20 protein-coding genes and 1 pseudogene are annotated in these 16593 nt (G+C 40.0%); all 21 read left to right on the forward strand.

Features of this window, described 5'->3' with window-relative positions; genetic code table 11:
• The first annotated feature begins 87 nt into the window (after window positions 1-87).
• The 21 genes and pseudogenes from CEF13_RS12040 to CEF13_RS12140 all read left to right on the forward strand — a co-directional run bounded on the left by CEF13_RS12040 (window position 88) and on the right by CEF13_RS12140 (window position 16255).
• Window positions 88-429 carry a cupin domain-containing protein gene (locus CEF13_RS12040; RefSeq protein ID WP_102710908.1) on the forward strand — a complete coding sequence of 114 codons (342 nt, stop codon included), beginning with the start codon at window positions 88-90 and terminating at the stop codon, window positions 427-429.
• 332 nt (window positions 430-761) lie between these two features.
• Complete coding sequence (locus CEF13_RS12045) at window positions 762-1826, forward strand: Gfo/Idh/MocA family protein (protein ID WP_102710909.1); 1065 nt, start codon at window positions 762-764, stop codon at window positions 1824-1826.
• Window positions 1827-2613: 787 nt separating this feature from the next.
• Window positions 2614-2994, forward strand: a complete 381-nt coding sequence (locus CEF13_RS12060) for a DUF1871 family protein (RefSeq protein ID WP_102710912.1) — start codon at window positions 2614-2616, stop codon at window positions 2992-2994.
• A gap of 169 nt (window positions 2995-3163) precedes the next feature.
• On the forward strand, window positions 3164-3781 hold the full coding sequence (locus CEF13_RS12065; protein ID WP_166743016.1) for a uridine kinase family protein: 618 nt from the start codon (window positions 3164-3166) through the stop codon (window positions 3779-3781).
• Window positions 3782-5177: 1396 nt separating this feature from the next.
• The gene (locus CEF13_RS12070; protein WP_102710914.1) at window positions 5178-5735 is read left to right on the forward strand and encodes a helicase; all 558 of its coding nucleotides are present in this window, start codon (window positions 5178-5180) and stop codon (window positions 5733-5735) included.
• A gap of 179 nt (window positions 5736-5914) precedes the next feature.
• Window positions 5915-6271, forward strand: a complete 357-nt coding sequence (locus CEF13_RS12075) for a YxiJ family protein (RefSeq protein WP_166743017.1) — start codon at window positions 5915-5917, stop codon at window positions 6269-6271.
• A gap of 74 nt (window positions 6272-6345) precedes the next feature.
• Window positions 6346-6912, forward strand: coding sequence for a hypothetical protein (locus CEF13_RS12080; RefSeq protein WP_102710916.1), 567 nt, complete (start codon window positions 6346-6348; stop codon window positions 6910-6912).
• Between the two features lie 75 nt (window positions 6913-6987).
• A complete protein-coding gene (locus CEF13_RS12085; protein WP_102710917.1) occupies window positions 6988-7248 on the forward strand; it encodes a CPCC family cysteine-rich protein in 261 nt (86 codons plus the stop codon).
• A gap of 58 nt (window positions 7249-7306) precedes the next feature.
• Window positions 7307-7546 carry a hypothetical protein gene (locus CEF13_RS12090; protein WP_102710918.1) on the forward strand — a complete coding sequence of 80 codons (240 nt, stop codon included), beginning with the start codon at window positions 7307-7309 and terminating at the stop codon, window positions 7544-7546.
• 242 nt (window positions 7547-7788) lie between these two features.
• Window positions 7789-8181 (forward strand): VOC family protein, encoded by a 393-nt coding sequence (locus tag CEF13_RS12095; protein WP_102710919.1) that lies wholly within the window; start codon window positions 7789-7791, stop codon window positions 8179-8181.
• Window positions 8182-8692: 511 nt separating this feature from the next.
• On the forward strand, window positions 8693-9547 hold the full coding sequence (locus CEF13_RS12100; RefSeq protein WP_102710920.1) for a P-loop NTPase family protein: 855 nt from the start codon (window positions 8693-8695) through the stop codon (window positions 9545-9547).
• A gap of 331 nt (window positions 9548-9878) precedes the next feature.
• Window positions 9879-10538, forward strand: coding sequence for a hypothetical protein (locus CEF13_RS12105; protein WP_146022704.1), 660 nt, complete (start codon window positions 9879-9881; stop codon window positions 10536-10538).
• A gap of 219 nt (window positions 10539-10757) precedes the next feature.
• Window positions 10758-10961, forward strand: a complete 204-nt coding sequence (locus CEF13_RS12110; protein WP_102710922.1) for a hypothetical protein — start codon at window positions 10758-10760, stop codon at window positions 10959-10961.
• Between the two features lie 106 nt (window positions 10962-11067).
• Window positions 11068-11394 (forward strand): hypothetical protein, encoded by a 327-nt coding sequence (locus tag CEF13_RS12115; protein ID WP_102710923.1) that lies wholly within the window; start codon window positions 11068-11070, stop codon window positions 11392-11394.
• Between the two features lie 428 nt (window positions 11395-11822).
• Window positions 11823-12206 carry a MarR family winged helix-turn-helix transcriptional regulator gene (locus CEF13_RS12120; protein ID WP_243864976.1) on the forward strand — a complete coding sequence of 128 codons (384 nt, stop codon included), beginning with the start codon at window positions 11823-11825 and terminating at the stop codon, window positions 12204-12206.
• A gap of 98 nt (window positions 12207-12304) precedes the next feature.
• On the forward strand, window positions 12305-12448 hold the full coding sequence (locus tag CEF13_RS29195) for a luciferase domain-containing protein (RefSeq protein WP_243864978.1): 144 nt from the start codon (window positions 12305-12307) through the stop codon (window positions 12446-12448).
• An 81-nt stretch (window positions 12449-12529) separates the two neighbouring features.
• The gene (locus CEF13_RS12125) at window positions 12530-12901 is read left to right on the forward strand and encodes a VOC family protein (protein WP_243864980.1); all 372 of its coding nucleotides are present in this window, start codon (window positions 12530-12532) and stop codon (window positions 12899-12901) included.
• Between the two features lie 492 nt (window positions 12902-13393).
• Window positions 13394-13549 (forward strand): annotated as a pseudogene (locus CEF13_RS29460) (TetR/AcrR family transcriptional regulator); the annotation flags it as partial.
• Between the two features lie 3 nt (window positions 13550-13552).
• A complete protein-coding gene (locus CEF13_RS12130) occupies window positions 13553-13966 on the forward strand; it encodes a TetR family transcriptional regulator C-terminal domain-containing protein (protein WP_244917152.1) in 414 nt (137 codons plus the stop codon).
• 267 nt (window positions 13967-14233) lie between these two features.
• A complete protein-coding gene (locus tag CEF13_RS12135) occupies window positions 14234-15367 on the forward strand; it encodes an NADH-dependent flavin oxidoreductase (protein WP_102710926.1) in 1134 nt (377 codons plus the stop codon).
• Between the two features lie 357 nt (window positions 15368-15724).
• Window positions 15725-16255, forward strand: coding sequence for a hypothetical protein (locus tag CEF13_RS12140; RefSeq protein WP_102710927.1), 531 nt, complete (start codon window positions 15725-15727; stop codon window positions 16253-16255).
• The last annotated feature ends 338 nt before the right edge of the window (window positions 16256-16593 follow it).

A 16593-nucleotide genomic window follows, 5' to 3' on the forward strand; every position in this document is an offset into this window, starting at 1 on the left:
GATGGGTAGCTTTATTACGTTAACGGGCAGATTTGCTTAATGAAATTATGTTAAAATTACTCCAACATCATGAGAGGAGTTACAGGAATGAAAATGAGTAAACATATTGCTGAACACTATATTTGGGGCGATAATTGCGATGGTTGGCATTTAGTAAAGAATCAAGATTTAAGCGTAATCCATGAAAGAATGCCAGCACAAACTTCCGAAGTTAAGCACTATCACCAACAATCACGTCAATTTTTCTTTGTTTTAACTGGTATAGCAACCATTGAGATTGATGGTAAAGAGATTGTGCTCAATACACAAGAGGGAGTAGAAGTCGCTCCCTTGGTGCCTCATCAAATGTTCAACAAGTCAAATGATGACATTGAATTTCTTGTAATTTCTCAACCTATTAGTAAGGGTGATAGGGTCTTAGTCGATTAAATCTTTAAGCTAACGGGACACGATAGTTCAATACCATGAGGGCTGCCAGCGGGCGGCCTTTCGTTACGCTAACGGGCAGGGTAATTACAATATATAGTAATATGTCGTTGAGATATTTTAAGTAAATTGGTCTGAGAAATGAACATCATTGGGTGTAGTCTAAATAGGCCTAAGCCTATACGGGGGAGGGGAATTGTTTTGATGTATGAAAGGGTTATTGCTAAGACTGTTTCAAACATCAGATGCATCAGAAGTTACTAGACTTTGTAATATGATGCCGAGATGCCTATTACAATCTATTACATACTAAATTTTCAGAATGGAGGAACACAATGAATACAACAATTGGAATAGGCGTATTGGGTTTTGCCCACGGACATGTCAATGCTTATTGCGAACAGTGGAATCAACCGGAGCATCGCGTGCGTGTGATCGCTGGATGGGATCATGATTCCACAAGAGTGGGAGTGGCAGCTAAATCATACGGATTGGAGATCTGTCATAGCGTGGAGGAACTCCTTTCCCGGGCGGATATCCGTGCGGTCGTGATCGCTTCTGAAACGTCCATGCACGCAGAACTGGTGGAACTGGCGGCTATACACGGTAAAGCGGTCGTACTGCAGAAGCCGATCGCGCTGACGATCGCCGAAGCGGATCGCATTGTGGAGGCTGTGCGACAGCACGGCATTCCTTTTACAATCGCCTGGCAGATGCGGGTAGACCCGCAGAATCTGCAAATGAAGGCATGGCTGGAAAGTGGGGAGCTCGGCAAGGTATTTATAGTTCGCCGTAGACATGGGCTGCCCATGGCTTTGAACCCGACATTCGCCGATTCCTGGCATGTTGACCCCGAGCATAACAGAGATATTTGGGCGGACGATTCCTCACATCCAATAGATTTCTTCCACTTCCTACTCGGCGTGCCGGAGACAGTAACCGCAGAGATTGCGTCGTTGTACAACCCACGAATCCCGAATGATAACGGGATCGCCATATTCCGGTATCCGGGAGGACCGCTCGCCGAGGTTAGCTGCTCTTTCACCTGCACAGCTGCGGAGAACACGATGGAGATCATCTGCGAACGAGGTACGATCGTGCAGAACTACGGAGATGTTCCCAGCTGCAACGTTCCACGGCCGGAAGGAGCAACGGGACTCAAGCGGTATTACGCGGAGTCTGGTGTATGGGAGGAAAGTGATATTGCAAGCCCGGCGAATCACGGGTACCGCATCAGCGGACTGGCCGGACCGATCGCCCAATTCCTTCATGGTGAGCGGGGGCCGTTGGCCACGGCGGAGGAAGGTCGGACATCGCTTCGCATGGTACTTGCAAGCTATGTATCGAACCGGGAAGGACGGCGCGTTAGCATCGACGACCCGTATATCCGGTCTGTTTAAGGAGTTAAAAGTGAGTAAAACAAAAAAAGAAGCCAAATCCATTAATGAACTTACCTCCAATGTTAGATGATGTCTAACAATTGGGGTGCAGTTCATTTATTGTGCCTAGGCCGATCGTTAAGCTATCGGGCAGATTAGTGGAATTTTGTATGAAGTTTCTTTAGACTTAGCTAAACTGAGAATAGCAATGTTGGAGACGATCTGAAATAAAAAGGGGATTTATATGCAATTATATATAAACATGAAAAGTTCAAAAACCTTGCCCAATGTAGACGAGTTAAAAAAGGTTATGTGGGAGAAGGCATTGAGTGTATCTCACGCATTAGACCTAAAAGAATATAATTCTTTAATGTTGTCATGGGATAAATGGATAGATGATAATCGCTGGAGTGATGTTATCCAAAGGTCAACAATTTTGAATTACTGAATAATAAACTTATCATGATTGATATCGATGATAACGCCTTACTTGTAGATAAACGGGCCTTTTATAGGTCTGCCATCTTATGCGCTGAAAAAACGAATGGCACAATTAGAACGGACAATTCGAACTGGGTAACAATTAATGATTTTTCTGAATATGTAAAGAACTACCTGAAATACAGCTTTGATGAAGCTGTAGATATTAGTTTTAATCAGGTTGTTCGCTAAGCTAACGGGGAACGATAGCACAGCTATGGAACCGATCCATCGATTGTTTTGCATTGCTCTACCAGGCAGGATAGTGCAGTGTGCTGACCAAGTAAATTTGAAAAAGTCTTAGTGAAGGGTAGGCGGTCGGTGCTTTATGAAAAAATCCATGTCGATTGAGGAAAGATTAAATCTGGCTAAAGTCCAAATAGCCGAGGAAAAAAGATATCTTAGCAACCTTCTTATAGATACTGCTCCAATCTTTCAAATTGTCAAAATGTTCGTTGATCAATGGGATCCTTTTGGACTATTAGCAATGGATTGTCCCCCAGACGAATATGAGTCTGAGATTCGCAGAATTACGATTTATATTACTAAGCATCTTAATGACTTGGATGCGTTTGAACTTGAAAAACATATCCGTTCGATATTTGAGGATAATTTTGAGGAGGAAGTTGCTCAAGACCAAAGGTCAGTCGATGTCGCAGATGCAATATTTACTGCTTTGAAAGAAGGCAATTTGGTATTCCTATGTTAATCAAGTATTGGAAAGGTTGAGCATAAAGTTCATTACGCTAACGGGCAGTTATGCTTAAAACACCACCCACACAAGATTCAATAACTTAAGATATTTGTTCCATTCACATGATATCTATAAGCAGCTACAATTAATTCAAAATATCTTTTTTAGTAAGGGAGTAGTAGATGTGGAAGAGAACCATTTATCACATAAATCACAAGAAGCTGTTCGGTCCATTATTTCTGCTATTAAGGAGCGTCTGGTTGGACGAACCATTCCTTTGGTCGTGTCTTTGGATGGAGGGAGTGGTGCTGGTAAATCTACGTTGGCTGCTGAGGTTGCTTCGCACTTGGGTGCAGTAGTGATTCAGTACGATGACTTCTTCGATGCGACTATCACTAACGATGAATGGGACTCCTATACATCGGAGCAAAAATGTCGCCATTGTATTAATTGGCAGCGTATGCGAACTGAGGCATTATTACCAATGATTAGAGGTGAAAAAGCAGAATATCACCCTTTTTCCTTTTCGTCTGGGAATGGTTTGGCACCGTACTTAGTTACAAATGAGCCTTCACAGGTAATTATTCTCGAGGGAATTTATAGCTCGCTCCCTGAACTATCCGATGTTGTCGATTTTACAATTCTCGTGGATGTGTTACCCGAACTACGCCGCAATAGGCATAATATTAGAGAGGGTACTGACGATGTGGAATGGCATCTTCGATGGGACTCGGCAGAGGATTACTATTTTTCAGTCCTTCGTCCACCATCATCATTCAATTTAATAGTGGTTAACTATTGAGTCACTGAATAACAAGTTGGTGAAACCAGCAGAAGTAGCCACGATCATCACAGAGGCAATCATATAAGGGTGACCAAAGGGGGAAAGGTAAAAATTTAACTTTCTACATTTCCGAAAACAAACTCGTACCTCGTTAAGCTAAAATTTAGTTCATTACGCTAACGGGCAGGATAACGTAGTACGATACCGTAGTCTGGTACTAAAAAATGATGGTACTATTCTGAAATTATTGCTGTGTTACACTTAGTCATAGAGTAAGTAAGGATTTATCCTTGGGTTGGAGAATATATACTCGAAACAGTTATTTACAATGGTCGTGACATTAAGGACAGTGGGTGATAAATATTAATAAATTGAAATCTTTAATTAAAGATAATATATACACTATTAATTTTTTTCCAGTAGTAATATATCATTTGTTGTTCCTTCCCATTTGGTTACTTGTCACACGCTTTGACTATTTATGGGTTATGACTTTTATAGATACCATTTGTACAACCTTTATAATACCTTTCTTACAAGTCGTTTTTAATGGATGGTATAATATAGAGCGAAAAAATTATCTCTTTTTTAAGAATACAGTGTTAATACTTTCTGCAACATCTTTATCGTATGTGTTACATTATTTAAATTGGGGATTTTCTTCTCAAGACATAATGAATCCTGATACAGAAACATTATTAGTTATGAAATGGAGTTTCGGAATTTCTTTAACAATAGTGGTAATTACGAGTTTTATTCAACAAATTGAACTAATAAAATTTAAAAAGAATAAAAGTTGTTATTGATTGAAAAACCAAGTTACTCTGCTAACGGGACACGATAGTTGAACAAACATGGAGTAGTTTGGTGCGGCATCTTCTCCCTTTCTTTGTTAAACTAATGGGCAGGATAGTTTAATCGAATAGCGAATTTTCTTAGTGAACCAATTGTTTGCGAATTTCATAAATTTAGGTTATGACTCTTCCGTATAGTTCATTATTTCTTCTATTTGATTTTGAAAGTGGATATGAAGAAGTTATTGGTGCCTTTATTTTAGCAATTGCATTTTCCATTATTGGAATAATAGTAGCTGTTTTGATTAGATTTATTTTTAAAATTAGATATATTTCTTTGGGTTTACTTCTAGGTGGTTTTACAACAATCTTGATTATAAAATATGAGACGAACTAGTCTTTGGCTACTTTTAGAATACGTACTTCATTGTACTAACGGGAGACGATAGTTGAATAACACTTTATGTTGAGCAGGCGCTATGTTGGCCTGCTCATTTTTATTATACTAACGGGCAGATTAGTGGGACTAGGAAATTTATGGGTAAGTGTAGAATATTTAAATACAATCGATTATATCGGTTTTTCAGCCTATGTCCCCAATTTATTAGGAGTGACGATGAATGCGTATCGAAAATGAGAAAATATATCCCAATTGCGAAATCATTACAAGGACAGTAGAGGTTGGCGGACTTACGAAATCGCAGCTTATAGAGAAATTGCAACAATACTCTATCTATATGAATGAGTCTGGAGAGAGGCTATTAGCTGATGATAAATTTACGACTTCTGATACAAAGTACAGCCTGCAGACCGTTGAACTAACCGTTGGCGACCTTGGCTTTCATGATGGAGCTACTACGGCTCAGATCATTAAAAGAGCGAGCGAACTTGGTTTGGAATTGTGTCCGCTTGAGCTGGCGCCTCACCTAAGACTGGAGTATCTGGATCAGCCTGAAGGTTATTTTGGGAATCCTTTACGGCGACATCAAGCTCCAGCTGGCTCCATCACAATAGCATCGGAGATACTATCTGAAGACGATGATTTTCCGAAAGGCTTTTATCCTAGACGAATTAACGGCATGTTGTGGCTGCGGGGTTACCGTGCTGATCATCTGCACGTTTGGAATCCTGGTGATCATTTTATCTTTTGTCAAACAAAAAAGACCATGAAGGAGTGAGGAATTATCAGAGTTTACCCAGATATTTTACTAAGCTAACTGGAAACGATAGTTCAATGCCATCAAGGCAGCCTTTTCTCAACGAACGGGCAGAATACTTGAGTAGTACACCGAAATACGTTATATAAGAAATGGATAAAACGGGGTGGTAAACTATTGCGGATAATGTGATTCAAAAATTGACAAGTATCGAATTAGATAATCCCTTCCCGTATAGGGACACTGATAGAATACAGGTTGATTTTCGCTCTGACTTTATGAAGCTAGCGGATGATAAAAACTCTTTAACCGGAGATTTTAACACATATTGCATGAATATTGTGGGTACTTTAAGTTACGTTTTAGCTGGTCAGACAGGAGATATTCCTCAAAAACAAATCGAAAAATTACAGTTGTCATTCTTTAGTTGGTTTCAACAATACAAGTTTATTGAGGATAGAATCAGCGATTACGAGGCATTTAGTCGGGAGTACAAGAACTTTGATGAAGCTCGAATGTTGCTACTGAAGTATCTATCAAAACGAAAGCGTGATTAACCTAATGGGGAACGTTTGCTGAAATATTCGAATCAAACATATAATTATAACAATTTTAAGAAGGGAGCATCGCGATGAAGTTTACTTATAAACTGCATAGCATTGGTTGGTCCGACGCTGAGCTAGAAATAGATGATGTTAGAGTCTATATTAGACCAAGTTATTTATCTGAACCACTTTTAGATTTGGTCAGAGCAGTTGAATCATTAATCCCAGAATGTGTAGAACCAGATGAACTTAAAGATAAGGTGATTTTCAGTTGGGATTCAGAACCCGCCATACATCGCTGGTATTTTGAAATGAAACAACAGGGGAAACTTAGAATAAAAATTGATTTATTTAAGGATGGAATAGAAACATTACCATTAGAGACGCTCATTGACAAGGAATGCATATTTCATGATTTTGTACATGAGATTGTATTAACATTAGAAGCAATCTTAAGTGAGCACGGGTTTGTAGGTTATAGAAAACAATGGTACGGAAATGACTTTCCTATTAGTAGCTTTTTACAAATGAAGCATTATCTTTTAAATGAAAATAGATATCCAATCAAGGTAAATAATTCAGATGAATGGGATGAACGTTTTCAATATGATTTAGGTTATGAACTGGACTTATTGAAAATAAAGAATTCATAATTGCTTATTCAACTAACGGGCAGTTTAGTTCCAATATGTGGTATGATTTATTTGTTGAAATAAGGAGGTTGTTATGTGAATAGACTACAATGTCCTTGTTGCGGATTCTATACTATTGAAAGTGAAAATGAAGTTATCGTGGATATCTGCGATGTGTGTTTCTGGCAGTACGATGTTATTGCACAAGAACGCCCTAATAAAAATATTGGGGCAAACCACATTCCATTAAATCAAGCCAGAGAAAATTACAAGCTCTACGGCGTTTGTAAGAAAGAATTCCGCGACCTAGTAAGAGCGCCATTAGAAGAAGAACTTCCTGAAAATAATATGGTATGATGCCCTGCGAAGCTTAAGCTAACGGAGAAATATGTGATACGTAAGGGGAAGGATAATTATGAAGATAACTTTGTATGAAGCAATAATAGATGCAATGCGCACTCTCGGAGGAGAAAGACATTACACTGAAATCGATGACTGGATTTTAAGTAATTACGGACCTCGGTGGAAAAGCTGTCAAACGGAAGTGGCTGATATGGTTCATCCTGAACGAGGTGGGAAAAACAATATAAGTTCACGGCTCCCCATTGAAAAGCGGGTATTAACTAGAGAAGGAGATGGAATTTATAGTTTATAATCGACCAAACTAACGTAAGAACGATAGTTCAATACAGAGAGGGCTGACGCGTGGCAGCCCTTCGCTCAACTAACGGGCAGTATAGTAGGAGAGTAATACCACACGTATTGGCAAGTTTTATTTTTCTCAAGTAAGCATTAAAACAATGCAGGGATTCCTTTCTATAAGACGAATTTATTCTAGGGAATATGCTAAAAAAAGTAAATATAGTCTTTTAAAGAAAAAAAAGGAGGAAGTCGACAATGATAGAAGAACGTAAGAATCCCATTCGGAGTCAGATCAGTTCTGTAATTCTTTGGTCCAGAAATCTTGAAAAGTCGGCAGAGCAATACAGCAGGCTATTTAACCTCTCAAGCGAGCAGCAGGAGCGTTTCGGTCACATGCATATCCTACATCTGCCGAACGGAACGGACGTTATGATCGATTCGAATGGAATGGACAATGTTCCAATTCCAGATAAAGCTCCACCTCTTTGCTTTGTGCCGGCTGATGATATTGATGAAGCGGCAGCTTTAATAGAAGGTTTAGGATTCCAAATCATTTATGGTGGGATTATCCGGAATGAGTTTGTATCATATTTCAACATGCGTGATGATGATTTCAATGTGATTACGGTATGCCAAAACCATAAATGATAAAGGATTAAGGCGGAGGTTACCATCCAATATGATGTTTGAGGTAGCCTTTTTTGTATTATCTTGCAGTTACAGACCAGAAAAAGCTTATCTCAGAAATGTTAAGTCATTGTACTAACGGGACACTATAGCATAACAATCACCAGGACGAGGCTGCCGTTATGAAACGGCAGCCTCGTTGAGCTAACGAGGGCAGTTTTGTTTAGAAAGTCCCTGATTGTATTTATCTATGCTTAATGTTAATCTAGGCAATAGAGATGCAAACAAAGGAGCATAAACCTTATCATGTGGATTACTCTGTAAAGATTAACAATCGAAATGATGCCTGTAATAGTGACTACACTATTCTATTAGGCATGCTTTTCTTTAATCTTACAGGGTATGCAGGGAAAGGTGTATCATAAACCCATGCTGCGGATACCTGATGGTATCCGCTTTTATTCGTGGGAAACCGCGTCTCTATTGATTCCTACCTGCTTATCCTCCTACTAGCGAATGGAGGAACTTTATTATGAGATCGAAGTTAGTCTTGATTGAGGGATTGCCAGGATTCGGGAAAACAACAACTGCTCAACTCGTTCATGAAATTCTTACGGAAATGAACATTACATCCAAGCTGTTTTTAGAAGGAAATCTGGAACATCCTGTTGATTATGATGGAGTCGCTTTCTTTAAGAAAAATGAATGCGATGAATTATTGAGTACCCATGAAAAGTTTAAAGATTTGTTGAGTAATCTCATGATTAAACAAGGTAACGATTACTTCCTAGAATATCGGAAAATAAAAAATGAATACGGGTCAGGTTTTCCAGATGAATTGCTTCATGCAGTTTTCAAACATGATATTTATGAGTTGTCGCTAGATCAAAACAGGAAACTGATAACAGAACGATGGAAGAAGTTTGCGGATCGTGTTTTGAATGGCGCAGACACCTTTGTTTTTGATTGTTGTTTTATACAAAACCCTGTAACCATGGGGATGATTAAACATGGTGCGAAGAAGGAAGACGTTATAAGTTACGTTATTGAACTAGCAACAATTGTGGAGCGCCTGAATCCCTTGCTGATTTACGTAGAACAGAACGATCTTGATCATTCTTTCAGAAAAGCTGTAAATGAAAGACCTCAGGAATGGTCAGAGGGATTTATTGAATATTATACGAACCAAGGTTATGGAAAAAAACAAAATTACAAAGGGTTAGATGGAACGCTGCAGGTTCTTAAAGCAAGAAGGGAACTAGAAGAAGAAATTTTTAACCGCTTAAACATAACCAAGATAAAAGTTGATAACTCTTCTTATAATAAAAACGATTATAAGCAAGTTTTAGAGGGCATTTTATCAAAATACTTTAAATCAACAAACTAACGAGAAATTGAATTGAATTCTAATGATTGCAGGCTGAAAAAGATGGAAAACTATTACGCTAACGGGGAACGTTAGTTCAAAGGAACAGCAAAGGCAGCCGACAAAATTGATTGGCTGCCTTCGCTCAACTAACGGGCAGTTTAACGCAATAAAATTTCCCGCATTAGATATGCAACAATATAATTTAGCGTAACGTCTAAACTGTTTGATATATCCAAATGATGAAATATTTAGACGTGAAAAAACTAAGAGTATGCCATATCAATAACTAAAGGAAGTTTCAAAATTCAAACCAAGCAAAATAATAACAAACATAGCTTGGAGGTGTATAATGAATAAAAATATTATTCTTTTATTGCTGTTGTCAATCTTTTTAAGCGCTTGCAGTTCTAATTCATCCACGAAGACTAGTCCCACTCCATCGGACATATCATCATCTCCTCTAGAAAGTACAGCGGTTTCTGAAACAAGCACAACGGCGCCATCTGAAACAAATATCCCTTCTCCAGAAGTTATGACTAAACAAGAAATATTTGACTTTGATTTAATACGCTCGGATTGGACTAAAGAGCAAATGGCAGAGCTCGGGCTTAAAAAAGAGGTAAATGACCTTGGCGGTGAAACGTATTTTTCCAATGATGTGGTTAAATATATCTATTTTGATGCTCGCTCTATAGAAACAACACCGGCAGTAGTTGATGTGTTTGGGGATCATCCGGGACCACGAGGAATTCGTGTAGGTGATACTTTTGAAGAGGTAATGGCGCTCTTCCCTCAAAATGAGAATTGGAAAAGTAATGCCAATGGTGTATTTTATGGTCAATATGATCCAGATGCTGAGCAAGATACTTGGGGACCATCTGGATATGTTACTCAAGATAATGGAAATAGAGAAATTTCAATACTAACGGATGTCTACCCGTTTGTTAGATTATTTTTTAAAGATGATGTCTTAACACATTATACTTTCTTTTTGATAGCGGCTCATTAATTGAATTTTGCTATTCCAGACAGTCGCGCCATCTGTTGAAAGAAAATAAAGTCTAAGACGGCAGATGCTTCCTTAAGCTAACGGGTAACGATAGCTTAATAAACACGATGAAACGGCTGCCATGAATCTGGCTGCCGTTTTCTCAACTAACGGGCAGTTTAACGCAAAATAATGTGCTACAATATGGTAAAAATGGACAATCAAGAACGGAGTGAATCCTTGGATCAAGTAGTTATGTGGGGAATATTTGTTTCAGAAGATGCTAGACGTTTTCCAAACTTTTTTCCAATTGCTTTCTTCGAGACTCGTGAAAAGGCAATAGAAGTAATTCCAGGGTTACCAAAAGATATGAATTATGATTTGCTTGAACTGCCATTGAACCATAATTTTGCTTATTTTCATAAAAAAACGGTAAGTTGGTAGGTATGGACGGTATTTACCATGAGCACTTTCATTTTAAGGGTGAACACGAAAGTGATAATTAAACACTGGAATAATGGATACTTGAAGTCTTATTGGAGTTGAACTGATGACTATTAGTAATAGAAGATCAAGAAAGATAACGATCGGGCAAGAGAATTATAGATGGGTTGTCTCTCCTTCAGGCAAAGGGTCTCTTGTTTTAACTGTGCAACACGACGATTTCAATGGGCAGTTGATTAGAGTCAGTGTAGAATCAGACATTAATGAATATTGGATTGAGTGCCCGAATGTAAAGTCACTGGATATGAAGGTCATTAAGCCAGCGGATGTGACTACTGTCATTATCGAGGCGATGAACCAGGGATGGACACCAAAGGATAAAGGTAAACCTTTATGCTTTTGCCTTTCTGGAAGCACTCTCGTCCCTCGTTGAGCTAAATGGGAACGTTAGTTAAACACAAAATGGAGCAGATGCAGTCGGCAGCTACTCCATTTTTTATTACGCTAACGGGCAGCTTAGCGTGGTGGTGACATCGACTTTTCATCCAATATGCAATATCTTCACTTTCTCCGGTATCTGTACAGACATAAGAAAGGCTAGGCCCCCCTGTTGCGGTGACTTCCCTGCCTTTTTGTCATGCGGACTTTTTAATTCAACTAGGTGGCGTCATATTTGAAATCCAGTAACTCGGATGAGTTTTACAAAAAAATAGTTGCAATAGCATCCTATATGGCGTATCGTGAAATTAGTTGCAATAACATCCTATTTAAGGAGGGAGTAAACTGAGCGAGCATTGGAGGCAAAATGACAAGGGAGCAACGGAATCGCACGGCCAATACATCTCAGCTATCTATCGCCACATGCAGATAATGATCTCAGCCGAGCTGGCGCCATATCGAATCGGAAGCGGACAGTATATTTTTCTGATGGCGATAGCGTTTCAGCAGCCAATCACGCAGAAGGTGCTAAGTGAGAAGCTGCTCGTTGACAAGACGACTACCGCCAAGGCGATTGCCAAGCTGGAAGCAGAAGGATACGTGCGGAGGGAAGTTGATTCCGCCGACAACCGCTATCAACTGCTCTATTTGACAGAATCGGGACATGAGGTGGTGCCGAAGGTACAGGAAGCGCTGGGCCGCGTCAAGAACAAAACCCGGAAGGGCATTACCGATGAGGAGTATGACTCGTTGGTAGGCCTGCTGAAAACCGTGCTTCGCAATCTGAGCGAGCAGGAGGAGACGTAGGGATGAGCGGGAACGGAGGGGCAGGCTTGACCGAAGAGCTGTTGACTTGGGCAAGCGTTACGACGCACCCTCATCGGTTCGGAGGGTAAGAATTTCAGTTGAACGGCAATGAGATCGTGCATCTTCACGGTAACCGCTTGATTGACCTGCTCATGCCAAAATCCGAACGCGATCGATGGATTGAAGAAGAGAAGGCAAGGCCGCATCATATGAATCCCGATTCGGGCTGGGTGTCCGTTTAATTAAATACCGAGTAAGAAGACGCTCATGCCATTGAAATCGCGCGTTCCAAATATGATCAAATAATCTTTAGGAGGATGTAAATGATGATAGCGATTCCGTTTATCGTAGTGGAGAACTGCAAAGATGAAATCAAGTACTATCAAAGCGTTCTTGGCGGCGAGATTGCGATTCTGCGCAAGCAAGGGGAAGAGCTGCTTAACGCGGACCTGTATGTAGAGGGGGCAACTCTTAAGTTTGCCGATACTCAAGCGGCAAAGCCAGTACTTAAAGGCGATTACGTGAGAGTCTTCTTGAGAATCGAGACGGAGGAAGCGTTCCGAAGGACTTACGAAGAATTTGCGGCCGGCGGGACTATTAATTCGGAAATGTACGAAGCCCCGTTTAACGGATTACTGGCCATCGTTACCGACCGAAACGGCGTTTGCTGGGTGCTGTCCTATTATCGAACTTAATGCTGAGAAATTATGATGCGGAGCGTCCTATCGGGGCGACTCTTTGCTAGGATGGGCAATGTGCTGGAATATGGAAAGTTAGGAAATAAAATACTGCATAAGGCATGCCTTAACGATTAACGATATGGTTTGCGTAAGTATTTGAGTTGATCGATATAATATCAAAACTTAGTTTTAAAAAACGTGCAGCCATATTGGTGGGCACGTTTTTATCGAGCAAAACTGTACTCAAAATCGGCAAACGATGCTATTGTCAAAAGTTAATGAAAAGATCATATATTGTTTGCCGATTAGGGACAAGAACATGTATTGTTTTCCACAGCTCTCATTAAAATAACGGGTAATGTTAGTTAAACACAAAATGGAGCAGATGCAGTCGGCAGCTACTCCATTTTTTATTACGCTAACGGGCAGCATAGTTCAACAAGTAGGCGCGATCAGGGTACTTCGGAGTAACTTGACTTTAATCGAACGATCGTTTAACATAGGTACATGAGACTTAAAGATGAAAATAAAAGCGACAGCATTTTCAATGCAGCGATCCATCTGATAAATGAACATGGTTTATCAGAAACCTCGATGTCCAAGATTGCGAAAAAAGCCGGTGTATCTGCTTCAACGATCTACGTCTATTTTGAAAACAAGGAGGATATGCTGAATAAATTGTATTTGAGTATCAAAAAGAAGATGAGTCTAGAAGTGTTCTATGAGTACGATGACTCTTTATCGTTACAATCCGCTTTCGAGCATGCGTTGAGAAAGTATATAAACTTTATATTGACCAATAAAGATGAATTTTTATTTCTTGAGCAATTTTCAAATTCACCTCTGCTTCATAAGTTATCTCTAAAAGAGGGATTAGATTTTTTTGTGCCGATCTTTAACTTATTAGAAAAAGGCAAGAGTCAAAATGTTTTCAAACAAGTGGATACGAACCTGCTCCATATGTTCATGTTTATCCCGGCCATGCAATTTGTCAAAGCATATATTGGCGGTCAAATAGAGTTTAAACAGGAAAGCTTGAACGAGTTAATTCAAATGACTTGGGATGCTTTAAAAGCTTAATTTGATTCAGACTTTCAGAGGGAGCAGATTCCATAACAAAGGAAATTACAATCCCTCTGATTTTAAATGGCTTGATTTTAATCGAACGATCGTTTATTATAATAGCGAATGAATTGGCTACATTAATGTGGTAGGGGAGGGAATACTTTTAATAATAAATAAACGAATGTTCGGTTAACTAACAATGGCACCCAATGATTTTGCCTTCTGATCGATCCACTCCAGTCTAAACTGTTATCAATAAATCAAATGAAAAGAGGATATAATATGAATTCCAAATACAATCAACTGTTCGAACCTTTCGCGTTCAAAAATGGTATCACGATCAAGAACCGCGTCGTGATGGCTCCAATGACAACCTGGGCAAGCAACGATGACCTAACCATTTCCGATGAGGAAGTCAGCTATTATCGCAAAAGGGTAAACGGAGTTGGCCTTGTAATAACCGGCTGTACACATGTGCAACCGAACGGAATAGGTTTTACTAATGAGTTCGTGGCTTATGACGATACATTTATTCCAAGTCTTCGTCGATTAGCTGATGCTGCGAAAAGCGGTGGTGCTCCGGTGTTACTTCAGATTTTCCATGCAGGGAACAAAGCTTTACCGGCATTAACTCCAAATGGTGAGGTGGTTAGTTCCAGTGCTGTAGAGACTGAAGCTACTGCATTTGCTCCTTCAGTATTACCCAGAGAACTTTCTCATGATGAAATAACTGACGTGATTTATGCATTTGGTCAAACAACAAGACGAGCCATTGAAGCTGGTTATGATGGTGTTGAAATTCATGGAGCACACGGGTTTTTACTTCAAAACTTCTTCTCTCCTTTCTTCAATAGACGTGAGGATGAATGGGGGGGCTCTTTAGATAATCGCTTGCGCTTCCCACTGGCAGTCGTCAGGGAGATTAAGAATGTAATTAAGAAGCATGCAACTAAACCGTTTATTCTGGGTTACAGAATTTCTCCCGAAGAATCAGAAGAAGGTGGCCTGAGAATGAGTGATACCTATGCATTGATTGAACGCCTGATTGAAGAAGACGTTGATTATGTGCATGCTTCATTGGCAGCAGCTCTATCTTCAAAGCCAGTCAACAGTCAAGATGAGAAAACGTATCTTGAGTTAATTGTTGATCATGTACAAGGCAGAGTTCCTGTGCTGGCTGCCGGTTCTATGGTGACTCCTGATGATGTTGCAAAAGGAATAGATAAAGGTCTCACCCTAGCTGCGATTGGCCACGCGTTAATCATGAATCCCGAGTGGGTTGAAAAGGTACAAAGTGGACGAGAGACCGAAATCCAATCAACGATTAAAACTTCACAGATTGGTGAGCTTGAGCTTCCAGAAAAACTTTGGAGCGTAATTCAAGCATCAGGCCCATGGTTTAAAATCGAAGAATAACAGCGGAATAGAGAGAAGTTTACTGTCTCGTATCACATTGAGCAGTCCCACCTTTAATGGGGCTGCTTGTTCATGATTAAGCTATCAGTACGATAGTTTATCAAAACAAGGAGCAGATTTGCCATGGCAGCTGCTCCTTGTTTATTAAGCTCCCATTGAAGAACGCAAATACTTCCATAACCTGTGGTGTCGTGTGAGCGGCATGGATGGATAACGGCTAAGATTGTGGAGGTGCTTGCGAAGGTGGTAGCACTTCTTTTGGTTTATTGAAGTAACGGGCAGCATTCCTAAACAAAACCACCCGTTGATAAAGATACCAGTCTTGGGAAACCCTACACGAATAATGCGGGGGTGCTAATGGTGGTTCTGAAAAAACTGGTCCTTATTTTGGTCTTAACAACAATATCGTTGTTAAATCCAATAATAGCTTCTGCACATATTGGATTGGATCAGCTAAAAAGTGCAACAGATTTTAAGTTGTTTACCCCACATTACTCCTTAACGAATTGGAAGATTGAAATCAAAGAACCTTATCCTCTTGATACTGACCGACTAATTACGAAGGTTAGACTCCATTACTTCGATAAATCAGGAAGCAATTATATGTTTGGGATTGAACAGCATAAAGCGATAGGATACAAAAGTAAGCGATCTGAAACAATAATAGATGTTCGTAGTAAAACAATTACGACCAAAGTTATAGAAGAGAATTTTAAATTTGATTCGAGTGGTGAGATTGTTAATTTGAACGGAATTGAAGCGAGGTTTGATTATGGAACACAAGGAGGATGTTTACGGTGGGTGAAAGATGGTACTTACATTGAGATGGATAGCTTTCGATTGTCTAGGAAGCAGATGGTTATATTAGCGAAATCGATGATCGAATAGGCGATTGAACTCCCTCAGTACGATTCAATTTTCTCACAAATACTCGCTTATTCGCAGGATTTCACCCTTGCCGGAAATGCGGAAAGATAGTAGAGAAAGGTAGTTGAAGACCAGGTCAACATGAAGGCGTGAGGAAATAGAGGGGGAGGTTGCAAGCCCCATATCCTTCCATATACTGCACGCATTCTCCACGCTGCCCCTGGAGGTTATCACTCCCATGTCTCAACGGGTCTTTGCCCTCTCATTCCTTCGTTACGCCTGTCCAAGGGGTGGAGGCCGGTCTTGCTAACGTTACGGGTCGGTGCCCTTTGGTTCAATGCATCCGGTACTCCGTGCTT

The organism is Paenibacillus castaneae (assembly GCF_002884445.1).
GTDB classification, from domain to species: Bacteria; Bacillota; Bacilli; order Paenibacillales; family Paenibacillaceae; genus Pristimantibacillus; species Pristimantibacillus castaneae.

Excerpts from the sequence above, each read along its gene's own strand:
- CEF13_RS12040 (WP_102710908.1), top strand. The coding sequence starts at position 88 with ATGAAAATGAGTAAACATATTGCTGAACACTATATTTGGGGCGATAAT.
- CEF13_RS12045 (WP_102710909.1), top strand. The coding sequence starts at position 762 with ATGAATACAACAATTGGAATAGGCGTATTGGGTTTTGCCCACGGACAT.
- CEF13_RS12060 (WP_102710912.1), top strand. The coding sequence starts at position 2,614 with ATGAAAAAATCCATGTCGATTGAGGAAAGATTAAATCTGGCTAAAGTC.
- CEF13_RS12070 (WP_102710914.1), top strand. The coding sequence starts at position 5,178 with ATGCGTATCGAAAATGAGAAAATATATCCCAATTGCGAAATCATTACA.
- CEF13_RS12080 (WP_102710916.1), top strand. The coding sequence starts at position 6,346 with ATGAAGTTTACTTATAAACTGCATAGCATTGGTTGGTCCGACGCTGAG.
- CEF13_RS12090 (WP_102710918.1), top strand. The coding sequence starts at position 7,307 with ATGAAGATAACTTTGTATGAAGCAATAATAGATGCAATGCGCACTCTC.
- CEF13_RS12095 (WP_102710919.1), top strand. The coding sequence starts at position 7,789 with ATGATAGAAGAACGTAAGAATCCCATTCGGAGTCAGATCAGTTCTGTA.
- CEF13_RS12100 (WP_102710920.1), top strand. The coding sequence starts at position 8,693 with ATGAGATCGAAGTTAGTCTTGATTGAGGGATTGCCAGGATTCGGGAAA.
- CEF13_RS12105 (WP_146022704.1), top strand. The coding sequence starts at position 9,879 with ATGAATAAAAATATTATTCTTTTATTGCTGTTGTCAATCTTTTTAAGC.
- CEF13_RS12115 (WP_102710923.1), top strand. The coding sequence starts at position 11,068 with ATGACTATTAGTAATAGAAGATCAAGAAAGATAACGATCGGGCAAGAG.
- CEF13_RS12120 (WP_243864976.1), top strand. The coding sequence starts at position 11,823 with ATGCAGATAATGATCTCAGCCGAGCTGGCGCCATATCGAATCGGAAGC.
- CEF13_RS12125 (WP_243864980.1), top strand. The coding sequence starts at position 12,530 with ATGATGATAGCGATTCCGTTTATCGTAGTGGAGAACTGCAAAGATGAA.
- CEF13_RS12130 (WP_244917152.1), top strand. The coding sequence starts at position 13,553 with ATGCTGAATAAATTGTATTTGAGTATCAAAAAGAAGATGAGTCTAGAA.
- CEF13_RS12135 (WP_102710926.1), top strand. The coding sequence starts at position 14,234 with ATGAATTCCAAATACAATCAACTGTTCGAACCTTTCGCGTTCAAAAAT.
- CEF13_RS12140 (WP_102710927.1), top strand. The coding sequence starts at position 15,725 with ATGGTGGTTCTGAAAAAACTGGTCCTTATTTTGGTCTTAACAACAATA.